Source organism: Bradyrhizobium sp. IC4060 (assembly GCF_020193715.1).
Classification (GTDB): Bacteria; Pseudomonadota; Alphaproteobacteria; order Rhizobiales; family Xanthobacteraceae; genus Bradyrhizobium; species Bradyrhizobium yuanmingense.
In genome coordinates, this window is sequence record NZ_JADYVJ010000010.1 from 41,634 (window position 1) to 62,300 (window position 20,667).

The following is a 20,667-nucleotide window of genomic DNA, read 5'->3' on the forward strand; positions in this document are numbered from 1 at the left end:
ATCCGCCCGCGCGACAATCAAAACGGAAACGCCTCGTGATCCGCCCGCTGGCGGGGCCGCGTTTCGGGAGGACATGATGGCACTGCCCAATCTCTTGAAGGATTCGCTCGAGCTGCCCGTGGTCGGCTCGCCGCTGTTCATCGTCTCCGGCCCGGAACTGGTGATCGCCCAGTGCAAGGCGGGCGTCGTCGGCTCCTTTCCCGCGCTCAATGCCCGTCCGGTCGAGAAGCTCGGCGAATGGCTGAGCCGGATCGAAGACGAGCTCGGCGAGTACAAATCGCGCAATCCCGGCAAGAAGGTCGCGCCCTACGCCGTCAACCAGATCTGCCATGCCTCCAACGACCGGCTGATGAAGGACATGGAGACCTGCGTCAAGCACAAGGCGCCGATCATCATCACCTCGCTGCGGCCGCCGGCGGAGATCGTCGAGGCCGCGCATTCCTATGGCGGACTGGTGTTCCACGACGTCATCAACGTCAAGCACGCGCGCAAAGCGGCCGAGCAGGGCGTCGACGGCCTGATCCTGGTCTGCGCCGGTGCGGGCGGGCACGCCGGCACGCTGTCGCCCTTTGCGCTGGTGCGCGAGGTCAAGCAATGGTTTGACGGCGCCGTCCTGCTGTCGGGCGCGATCAGCGACGGCTATGGCATCGCCTCGGCGCTGACGCTGGGCGCCGACCTCGCCTATATGGGCACGCGCTTCATCGCGACGCAGGAAGCCAATGCCGACCAAGCCTACAAATCGGCGCTGACGCAGCACGCCGCGCACGACATCGTCTACACCAACCTGTTCACCGGCGTGCACGGCAATTATCTCGGTCCGTCGATCGCTGCCGCCGGCCTCGATCCGGACAACCTCCCCGCCGCAGACAAAACGAAAATGAATTTCGGCTCCGGCGGCAACATGAAATCCAAGGCGTGGCGCGACATCTGGGGATCGGGCCAGGGCATCGGCCAGATCACCGATGCCCCGCCCGTCGCGGAGCTCGTCGACCGCATGAAGCGTGAATTCGATCAGGCGAGGCAGGATTTCCTGCTGCGCGTCAGCGCCTGACGTCTCCAACTGACAAGACAAACGGGAGGATATCATGAAGCTGGCAGCCGCACTGATCGGTCTGTCCCTGCTGGCACTCGCCACGGACAGCGCCCGCGCCGAAGGCACGGAGATCCGCATCGGACAGACCCTGCCCTATAGCGGCCCGGCCTCGGGCTTCGGCGCGATCGGGCGGACGCAGGAGGCGTACTTCGAGAAGATCAATGCCGAAGGCGGCATCAACGGCCGCAAGATCAAGTTCATCACGCTGGACGACGCCTATTCGCCGCCGAAGACGGTCGAGCAGACCCGGAAGCTGGTGGAGCAGGACGAGGTGCTGATGCTGTTCGGCTCGCTCGGCACCGCCACCAACAGCGCCGTGCATCGCTACCTCAACGGCAAGAAGGTGCCGCAGCTGTTCGTGCTTTCCGGCGCGACCAAATGGGCCGATCCGCAGAAATATCCATGGACCATGCCCGGCATGGCCGCCTATGAATCCGAAGGCGTGGTCTATGCCAAGCACGTGCTGCGCACCAAGCCGGGCGCCAAGATCGCCATCCTCTCCCAGAACGACGATTTCGGCCGCGACTACGTCGCCGGCTTCAAGCGCGCGCTCGGCGACAAGGCTGCCGGCATGATCGTTGCGGAAGCGACCTACGAGACCAGCGCGCCGACGATCAGCTCGCAGCTCTCGACCCTGAAGGCATCGGGCGCCGACGTGCTGTTCGGCGTCGTGCTCGGCAAGTTCACCTCGCAGATGATCAAGGGCGTCGCCGAGCTCGGCTGGAAGCCCGAGCTGTTCTTCGTGCCGACCTCGGCCTCGTCGATCTCGTTCCTGGAGCCGGCCGGGCTCGACAACGCCGTCGGCCTGATCTCGTCGAGCAACCAGAAGGACACGATGGACCCGCAATGGGCCAGCGATCCCGGCGTGAAGGAGTATTTCGCCTTCATGAAGCAGTACATGCCGAACGCGGATCTCTCCAACTCCAACTATGCGGCCGGCTACCATTACGCGACGCTGCTGATGACGGTGCTGAAGGCGTGCAAGGACGATTTCAGCCGCGACAACATCATGCGCCAGTCCGCCTCGCTGAAAGAGGTGAAGCTGCCGCTGCTGCTGCCCGGCATATCCGTCAGCACCGCCGCCGACGACTATCTGCCGTTCCAGCAGCTGCAGCTGCGGCGCTTCAACGGCAAGAGCTGGGTCGGCTTCGGCGACGTGCTGGACGATCGCTGACTCCAACGGAATGGGAATGACCATGATCATCAGCGGCGAACGCCGGATCGGCCATGACGAGATCCAGGCGCGCATCAGACGCGCGGCGAGCGGGCTGCGCGCCCTCGACCTTGCCGCAGGCGCACCGGTTGCCATGATGCTGCGCAACGACTTCGCCTTGTTCGAGGTGGTCGCGGCCTCGGCCGCACTGGGCAGCCCCGTGGTGCCAATCAATTGGCACCTGAAGGCCGAGGAGGTCCGCTACATCCTGACCGACAGTGGCGCGAAGATCCTGATCTGCCACGCCGACCTGCTGCCACAAATCCGCGGCGGCATTCCGGAGGAGGTCCGCCTGCTCGTGGTCGCAACCCCGCCCGAGCTGGCGGCGACCTTCGCCATTCCCCGTGAGCTGACCGAGGTCTCTTCGGGCCTGACCGATTGGGACCGCTGGCGCGACGGCCACACGGAAACAGAGGAGCCGCCGCGCCGGGCCGCGGCGATGATCTACACGTCGGGGACCACAGGCATGCCGAAGGGCGTGCGGCGCATGCCGATGCCGCCGGAGCAGGCCGCCGCCTCCGAGCGGGTCGGCGCGATCGCCTACGGCATCAAGCCGCGCGAGGGCCAGGTCGTGCTGATCAACGGTCCCATGTACCACTCGGCGCCGCATTCCTACGGCATGATGGCCTTCCGCAACGGCTGCACCATCGTGCTTCAGCCGCGGTTCGACGCCGAGGAGCTGCTGGCGCTGATCGAGCGCCACCGTGTGACGCATATCCACATGGTGCCGACCATGTTCGTCCGTCTGCTGCGCCTGCCCGAAGCGGTCAGGCAGCGCTACGACCTGTCGTCGCTGCGCTTCGTTGTGCACGGCGCGGCGCCCTGCCCGCCCGAGGTGAAGCGGGCCATGATCGAGTGGTGGGGACCGGTCATCAACGAATATTTCGGCTCGACTGAGACCGGCATCCCGGTCTGGCACTCGGCCGAAGAGGCGCTGAAGAAGCCCGGCACGGTCGGCCGCGCCATCGAAGGTGGCATCGTCAAGATCTTTCGCGACGACGGCAGCCTCTGCGATGCTGGTGAGGTCGGCGAGATCTACATGCGCCAGACCGCGGTGCCGGATTTCGACTATCACGGCAAGGCGCAGGCGCGCGCCGAGGCCGGGCGCGACGGTCTCGTCAGCGTCGGCGACGTCGGCTATCTCGATGAGGACGGCTATCTGTTCCTCTGCGACCGCAAGCGCGACATGGTGATCTCGGGCGGCGTCAACATCTATCCCGCCGAGATCGAGAACGTGTTGATCGCGATGCCCGGCGTGCGCGATTGCGCCGTGTTCGGCATCCCGGACGCGGAATATGGCGAGCGGCTGTGCGCCTGCATCGAGCCCGACAGGGCCGAGCAGCTCTCGGCCGCCGCGGTGCAGGCTTTCTTGCGCGAGCGTCTGGCCAACTTCAAAGTGCCGAAGGAGGTCAAGTTCCTGGATGCGCTGCCCCGCGAGGCAACCGGAAAGATCTTCAAGCGCAAGCTGCGCGACCCCTATTGGGCGGACCACAGGCCGGCCGGCGCTTAAGTCGTTCTCCGGCCGCGTCCGCACGTGCGGAATTCCGGGCCATATTCCGTCCGGGCAGGGCCGCATGCCGGCCTCGCTCAGGTCCGCGGCTTTTGGTGGGCGGCGAAACCGTATAGCGTTCGATCTCTGAGGAAACGCCGCGAAGACGGCCATGAGGTCGCGCATGCTGGACCGGACGCAGGATATTTCCATCGCCGCACAGGCCTGGCTCGACGACTTCGAGCGCACCTTAAGCAGACCTGATCCCGCGACGCTGGGCCCGCTCTTCCTCGCCGACGGCTTCTGGCGCGACGTGCTGGCGCTGAGCTGGAACCTGCAGACCATCGCGGGCCGCGATGCGATCGCGCAGGAGCTTGCGGCGCGCGCGCCCAAGGCGGCGCCCAGCAATTTCAAGATCGCGCCGAACCGGGCGCCGCCGCGCTGGGTGACGCGCGCCGGCACCAACAACATCGAAGCGATCTTCAATTTTGAGACCGCGCTCGGCCGCGGCAGCGGCATTGTCCGGCTCATTCCCGACGGCCCTGACGACAGCCTGAAAGCCTGGACGCTGCTCACCGCGCTCGACGAATTGAAAGGCTTCGAGGAACAGCTCGGCACCTCGCGGCCGCGGGGGCAGGCCTATTCTCGCGACTTCCGCGGGCCGAACTGGCTCGACCAGCGCAACGCTGCGCGCGCCTATGCCGATCACGATCCGGCCGTGCTGGTGGTCGGCGGTGGCCAGGCCGGGCTCGCGATTGCCGCGCGGCTGAAGCAGCTGAAGGTCGACACCCTGATCGTCGATCGCGAGATGCGGATCGGCGACAATTGGCGCAAGCGCTATCACGCGCTGACCCTGCACAACCAGGTGCAGGTGAATCACCTGCCCTATATGCCGTTTCCGCCGAACTGGCCGGTCTATATCCCCAAGGACAAGCTCGCCAACTGGTTCGAGGCCTATGTCGATGCGATGGAGCTGAACTTCTGGACCGGCACCGAGTTCGAGGGTGGCGCCTATGACGAGGCCAAGGGCCACTGGACCGTCACGCTGCGACGCGCCGACGGCAGCAAGCGCACCATGCATCCGCGCCATGTGATCATGGCGACCGGCGTCAGCGGCATCGCCAACATTCCCGACATTCCGACCCTCGACAATTTCAAGGGGACGCTGGTGCATTCCAGCGGCTACGAGGACGGCGAGAACTGGACCGGCAAGCGCGCCATCGTCATCGGCACCGGCAACAGCGGTCATGACATCGCGCAGGATCTTCATTCCAGCGGCGCCGAGGTGACGCTGGTGCAGCGTTCGCCGACGCTGGTCACCAACATCGAGCCGTCGGCGCAGCTGGCCTACGCGACCTACAACGAGGGCACGCTCGAGGACAACGATCTGATTGCGGCCTCGATGCCGACGCCGCTCGCGAAGAAGACGCATGTGATGCTGACCGAGCAATCCAAGCAGCTCGACAAGGAGCTACTCGACGGCCTCGCGCGCGTCGGCTTCAAGCTCGATTTCGGCGAAGCCGGCACCGGCTGGCAGTTCAAATACCTCACCCGCGGCGGCGGCTATTACTTCAACGTCGGCTGCTCCAACCTGATCGTCGAGGGCAAGATCAGCCTCAGGCAGTTCTCCGACATCGAAAGCTTCAACGCTGAGGGCGCGCGGATGAAGGACGGCTCGATCATTACCGCCGACCTGGTCGTGCTCTCGACCGGCTACAAGCCGCAGGAATATCTGGTGCGCAAGCTGTTCGGCGACGGCATCGCCGACCGCGTCGGGCCGATCTGGGGTTTTGGCGAAGGCTTCGAGCTGCGCAACATGTATGCGCGCACCAGGCAGCCCGGCCTCTGGTTCATCGCCGGGAGCCTGGCGCAATGCCGGATCAACTCGAAGTATCTGGCGCTGCAGATCAAGGCGATCGAGGAAGGGATTTTGGCACGAATTTAGCTACAGCCGTCATTCCGGGGCGCGCGAAGCGCGAACCCGGAATCCATCTAACCACAGAGTATGCTGCCCAATGGATTCTCAGATGCGCAATTGCGCATCATAGGTCACGCTTCGCGCGCCCCGGAATGACAAGAGGAGAGATCAATGCCAGCCATTCTCGGCACCGGCGAGCACCGCTACCGCGTCGTCGACAACTTCGCGAAATTGCCGGACGGCTGGCAGCTCACCGACGTCGCCTCGGTGGCGGTCGACAGCAAGGACCGCGTCTACGTCTTCAACCGCGGCGCCCACCCGATGGTGGTGCTGGACCGGGAGGGCAATTTCCTGCGCAGTTTTGGCGAAGGCCTGTTCTCGCGCGCGCACGGCCTACATATCGACGCCGACGACAATCTCTATTGCACCGACGACGGCGACCATACCGTGCGCAAATGCACCACTGACGGCAAGGTGCTGCTGACGATCGGCATTCCTGCAAAGCCGGCGCCGTTCATGAGCGGCGAGCCGTTCCACCGCTGCACCCACACCGCGCTGTCGCCGAAGGGCGAGATCTACGTCTCCGACGGCTATGGCAATGCGCGCGTGCACAAATTCACGCCCGACGGCAAGCTGATCAAGAGCTGGGGCGAGCCGGGCACTGATCCCGGTCAGTTCAACATCGTGCACAATATCGCCACCGATGCCGACGGCTGGGTCTATGTCGCCGATCGCGAGAACCACCGCGTCCAGGTGTTCGACGGCGAGGGCAAATACGAGACGCAGTGGAACAATCTGCACCGACCCTGCGCGCTGTGCTGTTGCGGCGGGGCCAAGAGCCCGACCTTCGTGATCGGCGAGCTCGGCCCCGGCCTCGCCATCAACCGCAATGTACCCAATCTCGGCCCGCGGCTGTCGATCGTGGACGCCAAGGGAAATCGCATCGCGCGGCTCGGCGGCGAGGAGGGGCCGGGCGTCGCCAGCGGCAAATTCCTGGCGCCGCACGGCATCGCGCTGGACTCGAAGGGCGATATCTATGTCGGCGAGGTCGGCGTCACCAACTGGACGACGAGCTTCCCAGACGAGGAGATGCCTGCTGTGGTGCGCGCGACGCGGTGCCTGCAGAAGCTGGAGCGGGTACGGGAGTAGCTGCCATGGCAACGGCAGCCCATGCTGGGGCGGTTCCGCGCGCCCCCTGGATCGCGGCTTTTTGAGCCCGTTTGCCACCCCGCCGCCGCATTGCTTGCGCTTGAATAAGTCGCTCAACGGGCTTCACAATCCCGTCACGCTGCATGTAGTATGTCACTACATGCTGCTTCGCAGCGTATATTGGAGGCCGGGAGCGTTACTTGAACGCACATGTCTCGCAAGGCAGTTGGCCGGTGTTGGTGCTGAATGCGGACTTCCGGCCGCTGAGTTACTACCCACTGTCGTTGTGGTCGTGGCAAGACGCGATCAAGGCGGTGTTCCTCGACCGCGTCAACATCGTCGCACATTACGATCAGGCGGTTCGAAGTCCCACGCTGGAAATGCAGCTGCCCAGCGTCGTCTCGCTCAAATCCTTCGTCAAGCCGACCACCCACCCCGCCTTCACCCGCTTCAACGTCTTCCTGCGCGATCGTTTCGCCTGCCAATATTGCGGCTCGCCCGAAGACCTCACCTTCGATCACATCATCCCGCGCAGCAAAGGCGGCCAGACCACCTGGGAGAACGTGGTCGCGGCGTGCTCGCCGTGTAATTTGCGCAAGGGCAATCTCACACCGGCGCAGTCCAAAATGTTTCCGCGCCAGACCGCGTTCGCGCCCACCGTGCACCAGCTCCACCGCAACGGCCGGCTGTTTCCGCCGAACTATCTGCACGACAGCTGGCTGGACTATCTGTACTGGGATACGGAGCTGGATCCGTAGGTGCGAGCCAGCGCGCTCTGCTACCCCCGCTGCAACGCCAGCGTCACGCCGCCGAGCGTGAGCGCCATCGCCGTCCATTCGCGATAGCCGAGCGGCTCGCCGAGAATGATCGCCGCTGAGACGACGCCGATCACGGGCACGATCAGCATGCCGGTCGACGCCGTGGTTGGGGGCAGACGGCGCAGCGTCTCGAACCAGGTGACGTAGCAGAGGCCCATCGGCACCAGCGTCATGTAGACGAAGCAGCCGAGCCCCAGCGGAGTGATGGCGGTGACGTCAGGGCGCTCGAACAGCACGCCGAGGACCAGCATCGTGGCGCAGCCCAGCCCGACCTGCCAGGCGACGACGACCAGCGGCGGCATCGGCAGCGGCTTGCGGTTGAGCACATTGCCGAGCGCGAACAGGATGGCGCAGAGCAGTGCGAGCGCAATGCCGACCAGCTTGTCGGTGCTGAACGCAAGACCGTCGCCGCTCAGGAGCAGCGTGACGCCGGCAATGCCGAGGACAAGCCCGAGAACATCTCGTCGCGCCGGCCGCGTGTGCAGCACCGGCCAGGCGAACAGCATCGCCCAGATCGGCATCGTATAGGCGAGCAGCGCGCCCTCGCTCACGCTCACATATTTCATCGCGACCGTGCCGAGACCCATCCAGGCCAAGACGTTGGTGAAGGTCGCAAACAAGAGGGGCGGCACCGCCTCGCGCGGGACGGCGAAGGATTCCTTCCGGATCAGCACCAGGGTGCCGAGAATGAGCGAGGCGCAAACACCCGCAAGGCCGCGCGCGAACAAAGGCGGCCATTGCTGCAGCAGCAGCTTCATCAGCGGCCAGTTCAACGCCCAGCCGAACGCCGTTACGCACAGGCAGAGTGAGCCGATCGTCCTGTCGCGTCGCGCCGTGTCCATACCCAGCGCTTAGCAGGCCAGCGCCGGCCGCTCCACCTCGCCTGGTGCATGCGGGCCATCGCGGAGCAAGGAACCCGAAGCTCCCACGACCGTTCAGACCGTGGGCCAGGCATGCTCGCCTGCGCACGTTCCGCCATACGCATTTTTTCGGATGGCAAGATACCAAATGAGGGAAGGCCATGCCCACAGCCGAGCACGATCACGTCTACAAGATCCTCGACCTCGTCGGATCGTCCGAGACCTCGATCGAGGATGCAATCAAGAATGCGATCAGCCGCGCTTCCAAGACCGTTCGCGAAATAAGATGGTTCGAGGTCGTGCAAACGCGCGGCCATGTCGAGAACGGCGCCGTGCGTCATTTTCAGGTGACGCTGCGCGTCGGCTTCACGTTGGAAGGATGAGACGTCAGGCCGCCCATCGCGCCGCGGTACCATGATGAACGCGGGCCGACGAGAGTGGAACTCGATGTCGGCCATGTTCCCGGTCCAGTACGGACCCCGCACAATCATCGCGGATATTGCAACAGGCCGTTAAGGTGAAAGTGAGAGGTTTGCTCCGATTTGGAGCAAGCCTGATGGTCACAAGCCGCGAACTCGGCAAGACGCGCCTTCCGCTCTGGGCGGCCGGATTCGTCGTGCTGACTTGCGTGGCTATCCTCGGCCTGAGTGCGTGGCGCGAATGGGAGGCGCGCAACGCCGATCTGAGGAACGCCGAAATCGACGTCACCAACCTCGCTCAGTCGCTGATCCAGCACGCGGACGACACGTTCGAGCTTGCCGATACGATTCTTGTCGGGCTGGTCCACCGGCTCGAGATCGACGGGATGGGCCCGGACACGATCATGAAGCTCCAGGCCTATCTGCCCACCCGCAAATCATCGGAACGCATCCGCGGCATCTTCATCTATGATGCGACCGGCCGCTGGCTCGCCACGACGGAGCACCTCGATTTCTCCAAGCTCAACAACAGCGACCGTGAATATTTCCAACGCCATCGCGATTCTACGGACACGGGCACGCTGATCGGGCGACCCGTCAAGAGCCGCTCCGGCGGTCAGTGGATCGTCACCGCATCCCGTCGGATCAACGATTCCGACGGCGGCTTCGCCGGCGTCGCCCTGCTCACGATCGACGTCAGCTATTTCGTCAAATTCTACGAGCGGTTCGACATCGGGCCGAACGGCTCGGCATCTCTGCTCAACGACAGCGGCATCATGCTGGCGCGCAGCCGTGACGAGAGCGGCGCCTTCGTCGGACGCGACCTGTCCGATGCGCCCTTGTTCAGAAGCTGGAAAAGCCGCCCCGCCGCAGCGGTCTATTACTTCAAATCGCCGCTCGATGGCGCGGAGCGGCTGAGCTACTACCAGCGCAGCAGCCGCTATCCCCTGATGGTGCTGGCGAGCAAGTCGCAGGCCGACGTGCTCGCCCCCTGGCGACGCGCGGCAGCAGCACGCATGAGCTTCGTCCTCGGACTCGTCCTCTTGATCGCGGTGATCGGCTACTATCTGGTCCGTCAGTTGCTGCAGCGGCAGCGCACGGCACAGGCCCTGGTCGCCAAGGAAGCCAATTTCCGCCTGCTGGCCGAGCAATCCAGCGACATGGTGACCCGCATCGGGCTGGATAACCGGTTGCTCTACGTCTCTCCCGCCTGCGCGCGCATCACCGGCTGGTCGGCCGAAGAACTGATGGGCACCTCGGCCCTGGCCGGCATTCACGCCGACGACATGGAACGAGTTGAGCAGGCCATCGCCGCGCTGAAGAATGGCGAGGCGGAGGAAGCGCGGTTCGTCTATCGGCAGCGTCATCGCGACAAAGGCGAGATCTGGGCCGAGGCGGCGCTACACGTCACCGTGGCGTCCGACAGCGGCGTGATCGACGGCGTCGTCGCGGTCGTGCGCGACATGACCGAGCAGAAGGATCTTCAGGACAGGCTCGCCTCGCTGGCAATCACTGACGGTCTCACCGGCCTCGCCAACCGTCGCGCCTTCGACGACCACCTTGCCGACGAATGGGCGCGGGCTCGGCGCGACGGAACCCAGCTCTCGCTGCTACTGATCGATGTCGATCATTTCAAGAAATTCAACGATCTCTATGGGCATCTGGCGGGCGACGCCTGCCTGCGCGCGCTGGCCCGGATTTTATCCGCCCAGGCCAGGCGTCCGGCCGACCTCGCGGCGCGCTATGGCGGCGAGGAATTCGCCGTGCTGCTGCCGAACACCGGTCCTGAAGGCTGCGCCGAGGTCGGCGAAGCGATTCGCCAGGCGCTGCTCGATCTCGCCATGCTGCACGCGCAAAATCCGCCTTCGCGGCTGGTGACTGCGAGCATCGGCGGCGCCGCGGCTCTTCCGTCCCAGACCGCGATGGACTCTAGTACGCTGGTCGCCGCCGCCGACCGTGCGCTCTACGTCGCCAAGGAGAGCGGCCGAGACCGGCTGGTGATGTCGGGCCAGGTGATAGCATGGCCCGCGAAAAGCGCGTGAGCTGATCGGCCGTCTACGGATTCATAGCACTACGCCAGATGGCACGCCACGAAATGGCCGCCCGCGCCCTCCTTCAGCGGCGGCGCGCTTTCCGCGCAGCGTGGCTGGGCGATCGGGCAGCGGGTGTGGAAGTGACACCCGGAGGGCGGCTTCATCGGGCTCGGCACGTCGCCCTTGAGGCGGATGCGCTCGCGCTTGAGTTTTGGATCTGGCACCGGCACCGCCGACAGTAGCGCCCTGGTGTAGGGATGCTGCGGGTTGCGGTAGAGGTCGCTGGCTTTCGCGAGCTCGACGATGCGGCCGAGATACATCACCGCGACGCGGTCGGAGATGTGCTCGACCACCGAGAGATCGTGCGCGACGAACAGATAGGTCAGGTTCAGCTCGGCCTGAAGGTCCTCCAGCAGGTTGATGACCTGGGCCTGGATCGACACGTCGAGCGCGGAGACCGGCTCGTCGCAGACGATCAGCTTCGGCTCGACCGCGAGCGCGCGCGCGATCACGATGCGCTGGCGCTGGCCGCCGGAGAATTCATGCGGATAGCGCCGCATGTGCTCGGCCTTGAGCCCGACCTTGACCAGAAGCCCCGCAACGCGCTCCTCGCGCTCTTTCGAGGAGGAGGCGAGATTGTGGATGGTAAAGGCCTCGCCGAGAATGGCCCCGACCGTCATGCGCGGATTGAGCGAGGCGAACGGATCCTGGAACACCAGCTGCATGTTCCGCCGCATCGCGCGCAGATCGTTGCCGCCGAGCTTGCGTACGTTCTGGCCGTCGAAGGTGACCTCGCCGTCGGTCGGCTCGATCAGGCGCAGCACGCAGCGCCCGGTCGTCGACTTGCCGCAACCGGATTCGCCGACGAGGCCGAGCGTCTCGCCGCGGTTGACCGAGAACGACACGCCGTCGACCGCATAGACGGTGCCGACCTGGCGCGACAAGAGGCCGCCGAGCACCGGGAAATGTTTCTTCAGGCCGCTGACGCGGAGCAAGGGCTCGCTCATGACGCGGCTCCCACGCTAGTATCTCCGAGATGACAGGCCATGCGGTGACCGGGCGCGATCTCGCGCAGCAGCGGCTCCTTCTCGGTGCAGACATTCATAGCGAACTTGCAGCGCGGCGCGAAGCGGCAGCCGGCCGGCGGGTTGATCAGGATCGGCACAGAGCCGCCGATCGCCTCGAGCCGCGTCTTGTGCTCGCTGTCGAGATCGATGCGCGGGATCGAGCGGATCAAGCCTTGCGTATAGGGGTGACGGGGATCGCCGAAGAGATCGTCGACGGGCGCCTCCTCCACCACCTTGCCGGCATACATCACGACGACGCGCTGCGCGGTCTCGGCGACGACGCCCATGGCATGGGTGATCAGCATCACCGCCATGCCGAAGCGGTCCTTCATGTCCTGCAAGAGGTCGAGGATCTGCGCCTGGATGGTGACGTCGAGCGCGGTGGTGGGCTCGTCGGCGATGATCAGCTTCGGCTTGCAGGCGAGCGCCATCGCGATCATCACGCGCTGGCGCATGCCGCCGGAAAACTGATGCGGATAATTGTGCACGCGGCCTTCGGCGTTCGGGATCTGCACCAGTTTCAGCATCTCGATGGTGCGCTCGAGCGCCTGTTTCCTGGTCACCGCTTCGTGCCGCCGCAGGCTCTCTGCGATCTGCTCGCCGATGGTGAGCACCGGATTGAGCGAGGTCATCGGCTCCTGGAAGATGAAGCCGATCTCCTTCGCCCTGATCTCGTCGAGTTGGTTGCTGGTCAGCGGCACCAGATCGCGCCCCTCGAAGATGATCTGGCCCGCCGCGATCCGGCCCGGCGGCATCGCGATCAGCTTCAGGATCGACATCGCGGTCACGGTCTTGCCGCAGCCGGATTCGCCGACGACGCAGAGCGTCTCGCCCTTGTTGATGGAGATGTCGACACCGTCGACGGCCTGGAGGATGCCGTCGTCCGTGGAGAAGTGGGTTTTCAGGCCCTTGATCTCGAGCAGCGGCGCCATCAGATCACCCGTCGCGCATCGAGCGCGTCGCGCAGACCGTCGCCGATGAAGTTGATGGCCACCACCGCGACGAAGATCGCGCCGCCCGGAAACAGCGCCCAGTGCGGGCCGATGTCGAGAAAATCCTTGGCGTCAAACAGCAGCCGGCCCCAGGTCGGGGTATCCGGCGGGAAGCCGAGGCCGAGGAAGGACAGCGTCGATTCCGCGATGATCGCGGCGGCGACGTCGATGGTACCGGCGATGATCACCGGGCCGACCGCATTGGGCAGGATGTGCCGTACCACCTGCCGCACCGGACTGGCACCGAGCGCACGGGCGGCTTCGACGAACTCCTTTTCGCGGAGCGACAAGAACTGGGCACGCACCAGCCGCGCCACCGGCATCCAGCGCAGACCTCCGATCACGAGCACGATCAAGATGAAGATGCCGCCTTCGGGCCCGAACACCTGCTTCAGCCCGTCGCGGAACAGATAGATCAGCAGCAGCAGCAGCGGCAGCTGCGGCAGCGACAGGAACAGGTCGGTGAGCCACATCAATCCGTGTCCGAGCGCGCCGCGCGACATACCGGCGAGCGCGCCGATCACTGTGCCGATGATGACAGCGACCAGCATCGCGGCGAGCCCGACCGCGAGCGAGATGCGGCCGCCATAGATCATGCGCGCCAGAATGTCCTGGCCGAGATCGTCGGTGCCGAAGGGATGGGCGAGCGACGGACCCTGCAGGCCCGCGACGATGTCGATCTCGTTGATCTTCACACGCCACACGAACGGCCCAAGCACGACGGCGAGCACCAGGATGAGGAGCAGGACAGCGCTGACCACCGCGAGCCGGTGGCGGCTGTAACGCCGCCATGCTTCGCGCCAGGGCGAATAGGCGCGCCGCTCAGCGGAGGGAGATGCGAGGGTCAAGCCAGCCATAAAGCACGTCCGCGATGAGATTGAACAGCACCACGAGGCACGCGAAGACGAAGGTGACGGCCATCACCACCGGCGTGTCGTTGGAAAGGATGGAGGAGATCAGCAGCGAGCCGATGCCGGGAATGCGGAAGATCTGCTCGGTGACGATGGCGCCGCCGAACACCGCGGGCATCTGCAACGCGATCAGCGTGACCACGGGAATCATGGCGTTGCGCATCACGTGCTTGATGATCACCGTGGTCTGGCCGAGGCCCTTGGCCCGCGCCGTGGTGACGTAGTCGAGCCGGATGACGTCGAGCATCGCCGAGCGCACGAAGCGCGTCATCGACGCCGCTTGGAACAGGCCGAGCACCGCCACCGGCATGATCGCCTGACGGATCATCTCCAGCACCCAGCGGATGCCGGTGGCCTTGATGTCGGTGGTGTAGACGAAAGGCAGCCAGTCCAGCGTGACCGAGAAGATCAGGATGAACAGGATGCCGGTGAAGAAGGTCGGCAGCGAGAAGCCGACGAAGGCGAGCGTATTCGCGATCTGGTCGAACAGCGAATACGGCCTGGTCGCGGCATAGACGCCGACCGGAATCGCGATCAGCAGCGCCAGGATCTGCGCCGAGCCGATCACGTAGAGCGTGGCGGGCAGGCGCTGGAGGATCAGCGTGTCGACGTTCATCCGGCTGACGAAGGAGAAGCCCCAGTCGCCGTGCAGCATGGCGTTGAGCCAGTGCAGGTAGCGGAGGTAGATCGGGTCGTCGAGACCGAACTTGGCCCGGAGTGCCGCCTGCACTTCGGGCGGCACGTTCGGATTGGTGGCCAGTTCGGAGAACGGATCGCCGGGCGCGAGCGCAAGCACGACGAACAGCACCAGCGAAATCGCCAGCAGGCTCGGAACGGCGATCAGGAGGCGACGCAGGACATACTGACTCATAGGGAAGAATCCCGTCTAGCCTGCGCTCATGCCTCCCGGTACCAGTCCTGAAGGTTATCGGTCCGATTGGCCCAGCCCGAGAGCGCCGGCCGCAACGTGTTGGAGCAGGCATCCACCAGCAGGCGATGCATCACCGGAATGAACACGGTGTCCTGCCACAACAGGTCGTTGCACTTGATGTAGAGCGCGGCGCGCTTGACTGGATCGGTCTCGGTCTCAGCCGCAGCAATGGCGTCATCATACTCCTTGTTGACGTAGCGCGGGAAGTTCTGCCCCTGCCATTTGTTCTCCTTGGTGGCCACATTGGCGGAGATGTAGCGCCGCATGTGCAGGGCCGGATCGGGCTGCGTCATCGGGATCTGGAACTCCTCGATGTCGGCATAGAACTTCGGATAGGTGTCCGGGTTGGCGACGTCAGACGAGAAGAAGACCGAGGCGACGACCGATTTCAGCTCCACGTCGATGCCGGCCTTCTGACAGGCCTGCTTGACGATGGCCTGGGTCTTCTGGCGCGGACCGTTGGTCGAGGTCTGGTACAGAAGCTTGAATTTCTTGCCGTCCTTCTCGCGGATGCCGTCGGCGCCGACCTTCCAGCCGGCGTCATCGAGCATCTTCGACGCCTTCTCGATGTTGAACTCCCACGAGGTGTTCTTGGAGACGAACTTCTCGGGGCCGTTGAGGTAGTTGGCCGTGGTGCGGCCGGCCCGACCATAGATCGCCTTCTTGACGGAGTCGCGGTCGACGAGCAGGGCGAGCGCCTTGCGCACGTTCGGATCGGAGAAGATCGGGTGCTTGGTCTTCATCGAGGACCGTTCGCCGTCGATCTCAGTGTTCGGATCGGTGAAGTTGATCGCGATGAACTCGATGTCGCCGCCGGTGGCATAGACGGTCTTGCCCTTCCCGCCCTTCTCCAGACGCAGCAGCACGTCGTCTTCGACCTGCATGTTCCAGGCGAAATCGAATTCGCCGGTCTGGATCACCGCGCGCGCCGCCGAGACGGCATCGCCGCCGCCCTTCATCTCGATCGTGTCGAAATGCGGACGGTTGGGCATGTGATAGTCGGGATTGAGCTCGCCGCGGACCACATCGCCCGGCTTGAACTCGACGAACTTGTAGGGACCGGTGCCCACCGGGGCAAGATTGTTCGGCGCCTCGCGGGACTTCGGGCCTTTGTAGTCGGCAAACAGATGCTTGGGGAGAACGCATCCATAAGCGCCGACGAACGCGTTGGCCCAGAACGGCGTCGGGGTCTTGAACAGGATGCGAATCGAAAGATCGCTGACCTTCTCGACCGTGATGTCACCATAGGTGCTGATGCTGACGGCAGCCGTGGCGGGATCGCTGGCGTATTGCCAGGTGAACACGAAGTCGTCGGCAGTCAGCGGCTTGCCATCGTGCCATTTGACTCCCGGCTTGATTTTCCAGACCACCGATTTGGCATCGGCGGCGAGACCGCCGTTTGCAAGCGAGGGAATCTCTGCCGCGAGGATCGGGTTGAGATTGCCGTCGGCGTCCCAGCTGGCGAGCGGTTCGTAGAAAAGCCGCGATCCGTCCTGGTCCTTGGTGCCGGTGGCGAAATGAGGATTGAGCAGCGTCGGCCCCTGCCACCACAGCACCTTGAGAGGGCCGCCGCCCCCGCGCTTGGTCGGCTTGTAGACCGCGGGGCTCTGCGCCATGGCAACGCCGCCGAGCGCGAGGAGCTGGTTGGCGAGGGGAGCGGTGAGACCGACCGCGGCGAGGCGCTTGACGAAGGCGCGGCGGTCCATCCGCCCGTCCTTCACCTGACCGATCATCGAACGCAGCTCTTTGTCCAGCATGGTTGTCCCCCGTCTGGTTCCGACATGGATGCAGGCGGCCGCTCGCGACCGCCTAGTTTAGCTGGCGGTAGATGGCACACCGAATGGGGTGCACGTCAACTGGGACCGTGTGTATGCAAACGGTCTATTGGCTGTCCGTTGGGCAAAATTGCGCTCCGCAGCCCATCCGTTCGGCAATCCAGCATCAAAATCTGCTGGATTGCGCGCTGCACTGCGGAAAATTTGTTCGCTGGATCAGACGAAGTATCGAGGCGAATTCCTACGCCACGGACATGTCGAGCGGCGGCGCGACGTGATCCGGCAACGGACAGACGTAAGGAGTGCGGGCCGTCCGCTTCTGGAGATCCGCCTTGGCAACCTTGATCAGCTCCGGTTCCGTCAACGCCTTGATGCCGAGACCTGCCATCGCCTTGGCGGCCTGCACCATGGCCTTGTGCGCGTGCGGGCTCTTGCCCTGCGCCACCACCTGCCAGGTGTGGAAGGGCGTGCCGATTGCAACCGTCGGTGCGTGCACCTGCACGGTCGGCACCACCCAGCTCACGTCGCCGACATCGGTGGAGCCGACCAGCGGATTGCGCTTGGCATCGAGCGGCACCAGGAAGTCGGCCAGCGGCCGATCGGTCGGCTCCATGCCGATCGCGTAATAGACCGAGGCGATATCCTTGTCGCTCAAGGTCGCACGGATCTGGCCGGCAAAGCTCTTGTCCGCATCGTCGAAATGCGGCGGTCCGAGCTCTTCCATGACCTGATGCAGCGCCTGCTCCAGCGGCGTGTTGGGCAGGATGTTGGAGACCGCGGAGATGATCTTCATCTCGACCTTGGTCTCGGTCATCAACGCCGCGCCTTGCGCGATCTTGGACACACGCTCGACCAACTCGTTCATGCCGGGAAGATCGCGCGCGCGGATCGAATAGCGCACGCGGGCATGGGCCTGCACCACGTTCGGCGCGATGCCGCCGGTGTCGAGCAGGGCATAGTGCACGCGCGCGTCGCTCGGCATGTGCTCGCGCATGTAGTTCACGCCGACATTCATCAATTCCACCGCATCGAGCGCCGAACGGCCGAGATGCGGCGAGGCCGCCGCATGCGAAGTGCGGCCGGTGAAGATGAAATCCGCGCGCGTATTCGCAAGCGAGGGCGTTACCGCCACCTCCCAGAAGCTGTGCGGGTGCCAGGTGATGGCGATGTCGGCGTCTTCAAACGCGCCGGAGCGCACCATGAAGGCCTTGGCCGCGCCGCCTTCCTCCGCCGGACAGCCGTAATAGCGCACGCGGCCGGGCACCTTGTTCTCGGCCAGCCAGTCCTTCACCGCGGTCGCGGCGAGCAGCGCTGCGGAACCGAGCAGGTTGTGACCGCAGCCATGGCCATGGCCGCCGTCCTCGATCGGGCGATGCTCGGCGACACCCGCCTCCTGGCTGAGGCCCGGCAGCGCATCGTACTCGCCCATGAAGGCAATGACCGGACCGCCCTCGCCCCACTCGCCGATCAGCGCAGTCGGGATGCCGGCGACGTTCTCAGTGATGCGGAAGCCCTGATGACGCAGCTCGGCGAGATGCTCGGCGGCGGACCGCGCCTCGGTGTAGCAGACCTCAGGCATGCCCCAGACCCTGTCGCTGAGGTCGATGAAGCGTGCCTTGATCGTGTCGATGCCACGCCAGATGTCGCTGCGGTTGTCCATGCTTGTCGTCCGTGATCCCTTGGTCAAACGAGGCGGCAATGGTTAGCAGCTTCACTGCACGGCGCCTAGCACTGCGCCGGACAGCAGCCATGCGCCGGATCAGATGACGATGTGTTTCCGGGCCTTTCCAAGATTTCACGCGGCGTTCTCCCGAATAGTTGGGAACGAGGCTTTCAAGACGGCCTGCTCCGGCCTAAATTAGGCGTGCTTCGCGCGTCGCTCCGCCAGCCTTGCCGGAGCGATGCTCTCAGCCAGGAGAACTCCATGAGCGCTCTGACCGAATGGAGAGTGCCGCCGGCGAACCAGCCGCGGGCGAGCGACTATGGTTTCGATCTCGACCGCGCGCTCGGCTCCGTCGTCGGCCTGCACGCCATCATCCCTCCGGACGCCTTCAGTGCCGAGACGCTGGGCACCGAACGCGCCGGCAACGGCGTCGTGATCGATGACGGCCTGGTGCTCACGATAGGTTATCTCATCACCGAGGCAGAGTCGGTCTGGCTGCACCGCGCCGACGGACGAGTGGTGGAGGGCCATGCGCTCGGCTTCGATTCCGAGACCGGGTTCGGGCTGGTGCAGGCGCTCGGCCAGCTCGACATTGCGCCGCTGCCGCTCGGCTCGTCGGCGGCGACACGGATCGGCGACCGCGTCGTGGTCGGCGGCGCCGGCGGACGCACGCGCTCGGTCGCGAGCCAGGTCGTGGCCAAGCAGGAATTCGCCGGTTACTGGGAATATCTGCTGGACGAGGCCATCTTCACCGCTCCCGCACATCCGAACTGGGGCGGTACGGCGCTGCTCAACGAACGCGGCGAGCTGATCGGCATCGGCTCGCTCCAGCTCGATCGCGAACGTGACGGCGAGGCCGAGCACGTCAACATGATCGTGCCGATCGACCTCCTGAAGCCGGTCCTGGAGGACTTGCGCAAGTTCGGCCGTGTCAACAAGCCGGCACGACCCTGGCTCGGACTCTATTCGACCGAGATCGACAACCGCGTGGTGGTGATCGGGATCTCCGCCAATGGCCCGGCCGCCCGCGCCGAGCTCAAGACCGGCGACGTCATTCTCGCCGTGAACGGTGACAGGGTGACGAGCCAGACCGCCTTCTACAAGAAAATGTGGGCGCTCGGCGCCGCCGGCGTCGACGTGCCGCTCACCGTTCATCACGAAGGCGTCACCTTCGACGTCACCGTGACGTCGACCGATCGCTTCAAGCTCCTGAAGGCGCCGAAGCTGCACTGATCCAAAAGGCTTTGAGGAAGCGGGCGATGACCGAGGCCGTGGTGGACGACATCGTGGCCGTGCTGCCGCCGCTGCTCAATGCGCTGGAAGCGCTCGGCTTCTTCCAGCGGCATCTGCATCCACCGGCCTTCGCCTCGGTGATGGATGCGATCGGCACGCCGGACGAGGCGCTGCAGACGGCGCACGCAGCAATCGGGGATTGGCCGGAGCAGTTCGGAGGCTTGCGCGAGCGGCTCGATCGCGCCTGCGGCGAGACGCTCGCTGCCTTTGCCGGCATTCGTGAGGTCGAGCGTGGCCATGGCGATCTCGTCGCGGTGTTCCGCGCGCTGCGCCTTGTCCCGCGCGCGCAGGAGGCGCTCTATCCGCTGGCAGCGCAGTTTCCGCCGGTGAGCAGCTTCTTCCTCAACGCCGCCAATCGCGACAATGCGGATTTGTTGTCGCGGCTCCAAGCCAGCGCGGGCGAAGATACCGGCATCTTCCACGACCACAACGAGCCTGGCAGCCGCGGCGGCTTCTCGGTCTATGTCCCCGAATATTATGCGCCCGAGCGTGCCATGCCGCTGGTGATGGCGCTGCATGGCGGCAGCGGCAACGGACGCGGCTTTCTGTGGAGCTGGCTCCGCGACGCCCGCACTCTCGGGTCGATCCTGGTGGCGCCGACCGCGACCGGCCCGACCTGGGCGCTGATGGGCGACGACACCGACACACCGAACCTCATGCGCATCATCGATTCTGTACGCGGCCGCTGGCGCATCGACCCCTCGCGCATGCTGCTGACCGGCATGAGCGACGGCGGCACCTTCTGCTACGTCACCGGCCTCGACGGCGCCTCGCCCTTCACGCATCTCGCCCCGGTTGCGGCGACCTTCCATCCGCTGATGGCGGAGATGGCCGACGCAACGCGCCTGCAAGGCTTGCCGGTCTTCATCACTCACGGCAAGCTCGACTGGATGTTTCCGGTGCAGACCGCACGGCAGACGCAGGCGGCGCTGTCCGCCGCCGGTGCCCAAGTCACCTATCGAGAGATCGACGACCTCAGCCACACCTATCCGCGCGAGATCAATGCGGAGCTGATGGAGTGGCTGAATGGAGAATGAACAACC

Annotated in this window: 17 protein-coding genes; 10 read left to right on the forward strand and 7 right to left on the reverse strand. The window is 65.0% G+C overall.

The window, feature by feature from the left end; genetic code table 11:
- Positions 1 to 76: 76 nt before the first annotated feature.
- The 6 genes from I6F16_RS27155 (at position 77) to I6F16_RS27180 (ending at position 7,620) form a co-directional block, all read left to right on the forward strand.
- On the forward strand, positions 77 to 1,051 hold the full coding sequence (locus I6F16_RS27155; RefSeq protein WP_225113030.1) for a nitronate monooxygenase family protein: 975 nt from the start codon (positions 77 to 79) through the stop codon (positions 1,049 to 1,051).
- Positions 1,052 to 1,085: 34 nt separating this feature from the next.
- Entirely contained in the window at positions 1,086 to 2,267 is a 1,182-nt protein-coding gene (locus I6F16_RS27160) for an ABC transporter substrate-binding protein (RefSeq protein WP_225113029.1), read from the forward strand.
- 22 nt (positions 2,268 to 2,289) lie between these two features.
- Positions 2,290 to 3,816, forward strand: coding sequence for an acyl-CoA synthetase (locus tag I6F16_RS27165; protein ID WP_225113052.1), 1,527 nt, complete (start codon positions 2,290 to 2,292; stop codon positions 3,814 to 3,816).
- Between the two features lie 163 nt (positions 3,817 to 3,979).
- Complete coding sequence (locus I6F16_RS27170; protein WP_036020728.1) at positions 3,980 to 5,740, forward strand: NAD(P)/FAD-dependent oxidoreductase; 1,761 nt, start codon at positions 3,980 to 3,982, stop codon at positions 5,738 to 5,740.
- 144 nt (positions 5,741 to 5,884) lie between these two features.
- Complete coding sequence (locus I6F16_RS27175) at positions 5,885 to 6,862, forward strand: peptidyl-alpha-hydroxyglycine alpha-amidating lyase family protein (protein WP_225113028.1); 978 nt, start codon at positions 5,885 to 5,887, stop codon at positions 6,860 to 6,862.
- A gap of 200 nt (positions 6,863 to 7,062) precedes the next feature.
- Complete coding sequence (locus I6F16_RS27180; RefSeq protein ID WP_057028390.1) at positions 7,063 to 7,620, forward strand: HNH endonuclease; 558 nt, start codon at positions 7,063 to 7,065, stop codon at positions 7,618 to 7,620.
- Positions 7,621 to 7,640: 20 nt separating this feature from the next.
- Here the strand turns inward: I6F16_RS27180 and I6F16_RS27185 are convergent, their stop codons facing one another.
- A complete protein-coding gene (locus I6F16_RS27185) occupies positions 7,641 to 8,522 on the reverse strand; it encodes a DMT family transporter (RefSeq protein WP_036020708.1) in 882 nt (293 codons plus the stop codon).
- 179 nt (positions 8,523 to 8,701) lie between these two features.
- On the opposite strand from I6F16_RS27185, the gene I6F16_RS27190 reads away from it, so the two are divergent.
- Positions 8,702 to 8,923: a dodecin gene (locus I6F16_RS27190; RefSeq protein ID WP_036020706.1), complete on the forward strand. Its 222-nt coding sequence runs from the start codon at positions 8,702 to 8,704 to the stop codon at positions 8,921 to 8,923.
- A gap of 173 nt (positions 8,924 to 9,096) precedes the next feature.
- Positions 9,097 to 11,001 carry a diguanylate cyclase gene (locus I6F16_RS27195; protein ID WP_036020705.1) on the forward strand — a complete coding sequence of 635 codons (1,905 nt, stop codon included), beginning with the start codon at positions 9,097 to 9,099 and terminating at the stop codon, positions 10,999 to 11,001.
- 29 nt (positions 11,002 to 11,030) lie between these two features.
- Here the strand turns inward: I6F16_RS27195 and I6F16_RS27200 are convergent, their stop codons facing one another.
- From I6F16_RS27200 to I6F16_RS27225, 6 genes are all read right to left on the reverse strand, one after another.
- Complete coding sequence (locus tag I6F16_RS27200) at positions 11,031 to 11,999, reverse strand: dipeptide ABC transporter ATP-binding protein (protein WP_036020704.1); 969 nt, start codon at positions 11,997 to 11,999, stop codon at positions 11,031 to 11,033.
- Positions 11,996 to 12,991, reverse strand: coding sequence for an ABC transporter ATP-binding protein (locus I6F16_RS27205; RefSeq protein ID WP_035996773.1), 996 nt, complete (start codon positions 12,989 to 12,991; stop codon positions 11,996 to 11,998). The genes I6F16_RS27200 and I6F16_RS27205 overlap by 4 nt, the downstream gene beginning before the upstream one ends.
- Positions 12,991 to 13,908 carry an ABC transporter permease gene (locus I6F16_RS27210; RefSeq protein ID WP_035996800.1) on the reverse strand — a complete coding sequence of 306 codons (918 nt, stop codon included), beginning with the start codon at positions 13,906 to 13,908 and terminating at the stop codon, positions 12,991 to 12,993. The genes I6F16_RS27205 and I6F16_RS27210 overlap by 1 nt, the downstream gene beginning before the upstream one ends.
- Positions 13,874 to 14,833, reverse strand: a complete 960-nt coding sequence (locus I6F16_RS27215; RefSeq protein WP_025033623.1) for an ABC transporter permease — start codon at positions 14,831 to 14,833, stop codon at positions 13,874 to 13,876. The genes I6F16_RS27210 and I6F16_RS27215 overlap by 35 nt, the downstream gene beginning before the upstream one ends.
- Positions 14,834 to 14,859: 26 nt before the next feature.
- The gene (locus I6F16_RS27220; protein WP_225113027.1) at positions 14,860 to 16,650 is read right to left on the reverse strand and encodes a peptide ABC transporter substrate-binding protein; all 1,791 of its coding nucleotides are present in this window, start codon (positions 16,648 to 16,650) and stop codon (positions 14,860 to 14,862) included.
- 259 nt (positions 16,651 to 16,909) lie between these two features.
- Entirely contained in the window at positions 16,910 to 18,328 is a 1,419-nt protein-coding gene (locus tag I6F16_RS27225; RefSeq protein ID WP_225113026.1) for a M20 family metallopeptidase, read from the reverse strand.
- Between the two features lie 264 nt (positions 18,329 to 18,592).
- Here I6F16_RS27225 and I6F16_RS27230 point away from each other — a divergent pair, with 264 nt between their 5' ends.
- A complete protein-coding gene (locus I6F16_RS27230) occupies positions 18,593 to 19,564 on the forward strand; it encodes a S1C family serine protease (RefSeq protein ID WP_225113025.1) in 972 nt (323 codons plus the stop codon).
- A 26-nt stretch (positions 19,565 to 19,590) separates the two neighbouring features.
- Positions 19,591 to 20,661 (forward strand): phospholipase, encoded by a 1,071-nt coding sequence (locus I6F16_RS27235; protein ID WP_225113024.1) that lies wholly within the window; start codon positions 19,591 to 19,593, stop codon positions 20,659 to 20,661.
- Positions 20,662 to 20,667 lie beyond the last annotated feature (6 nt).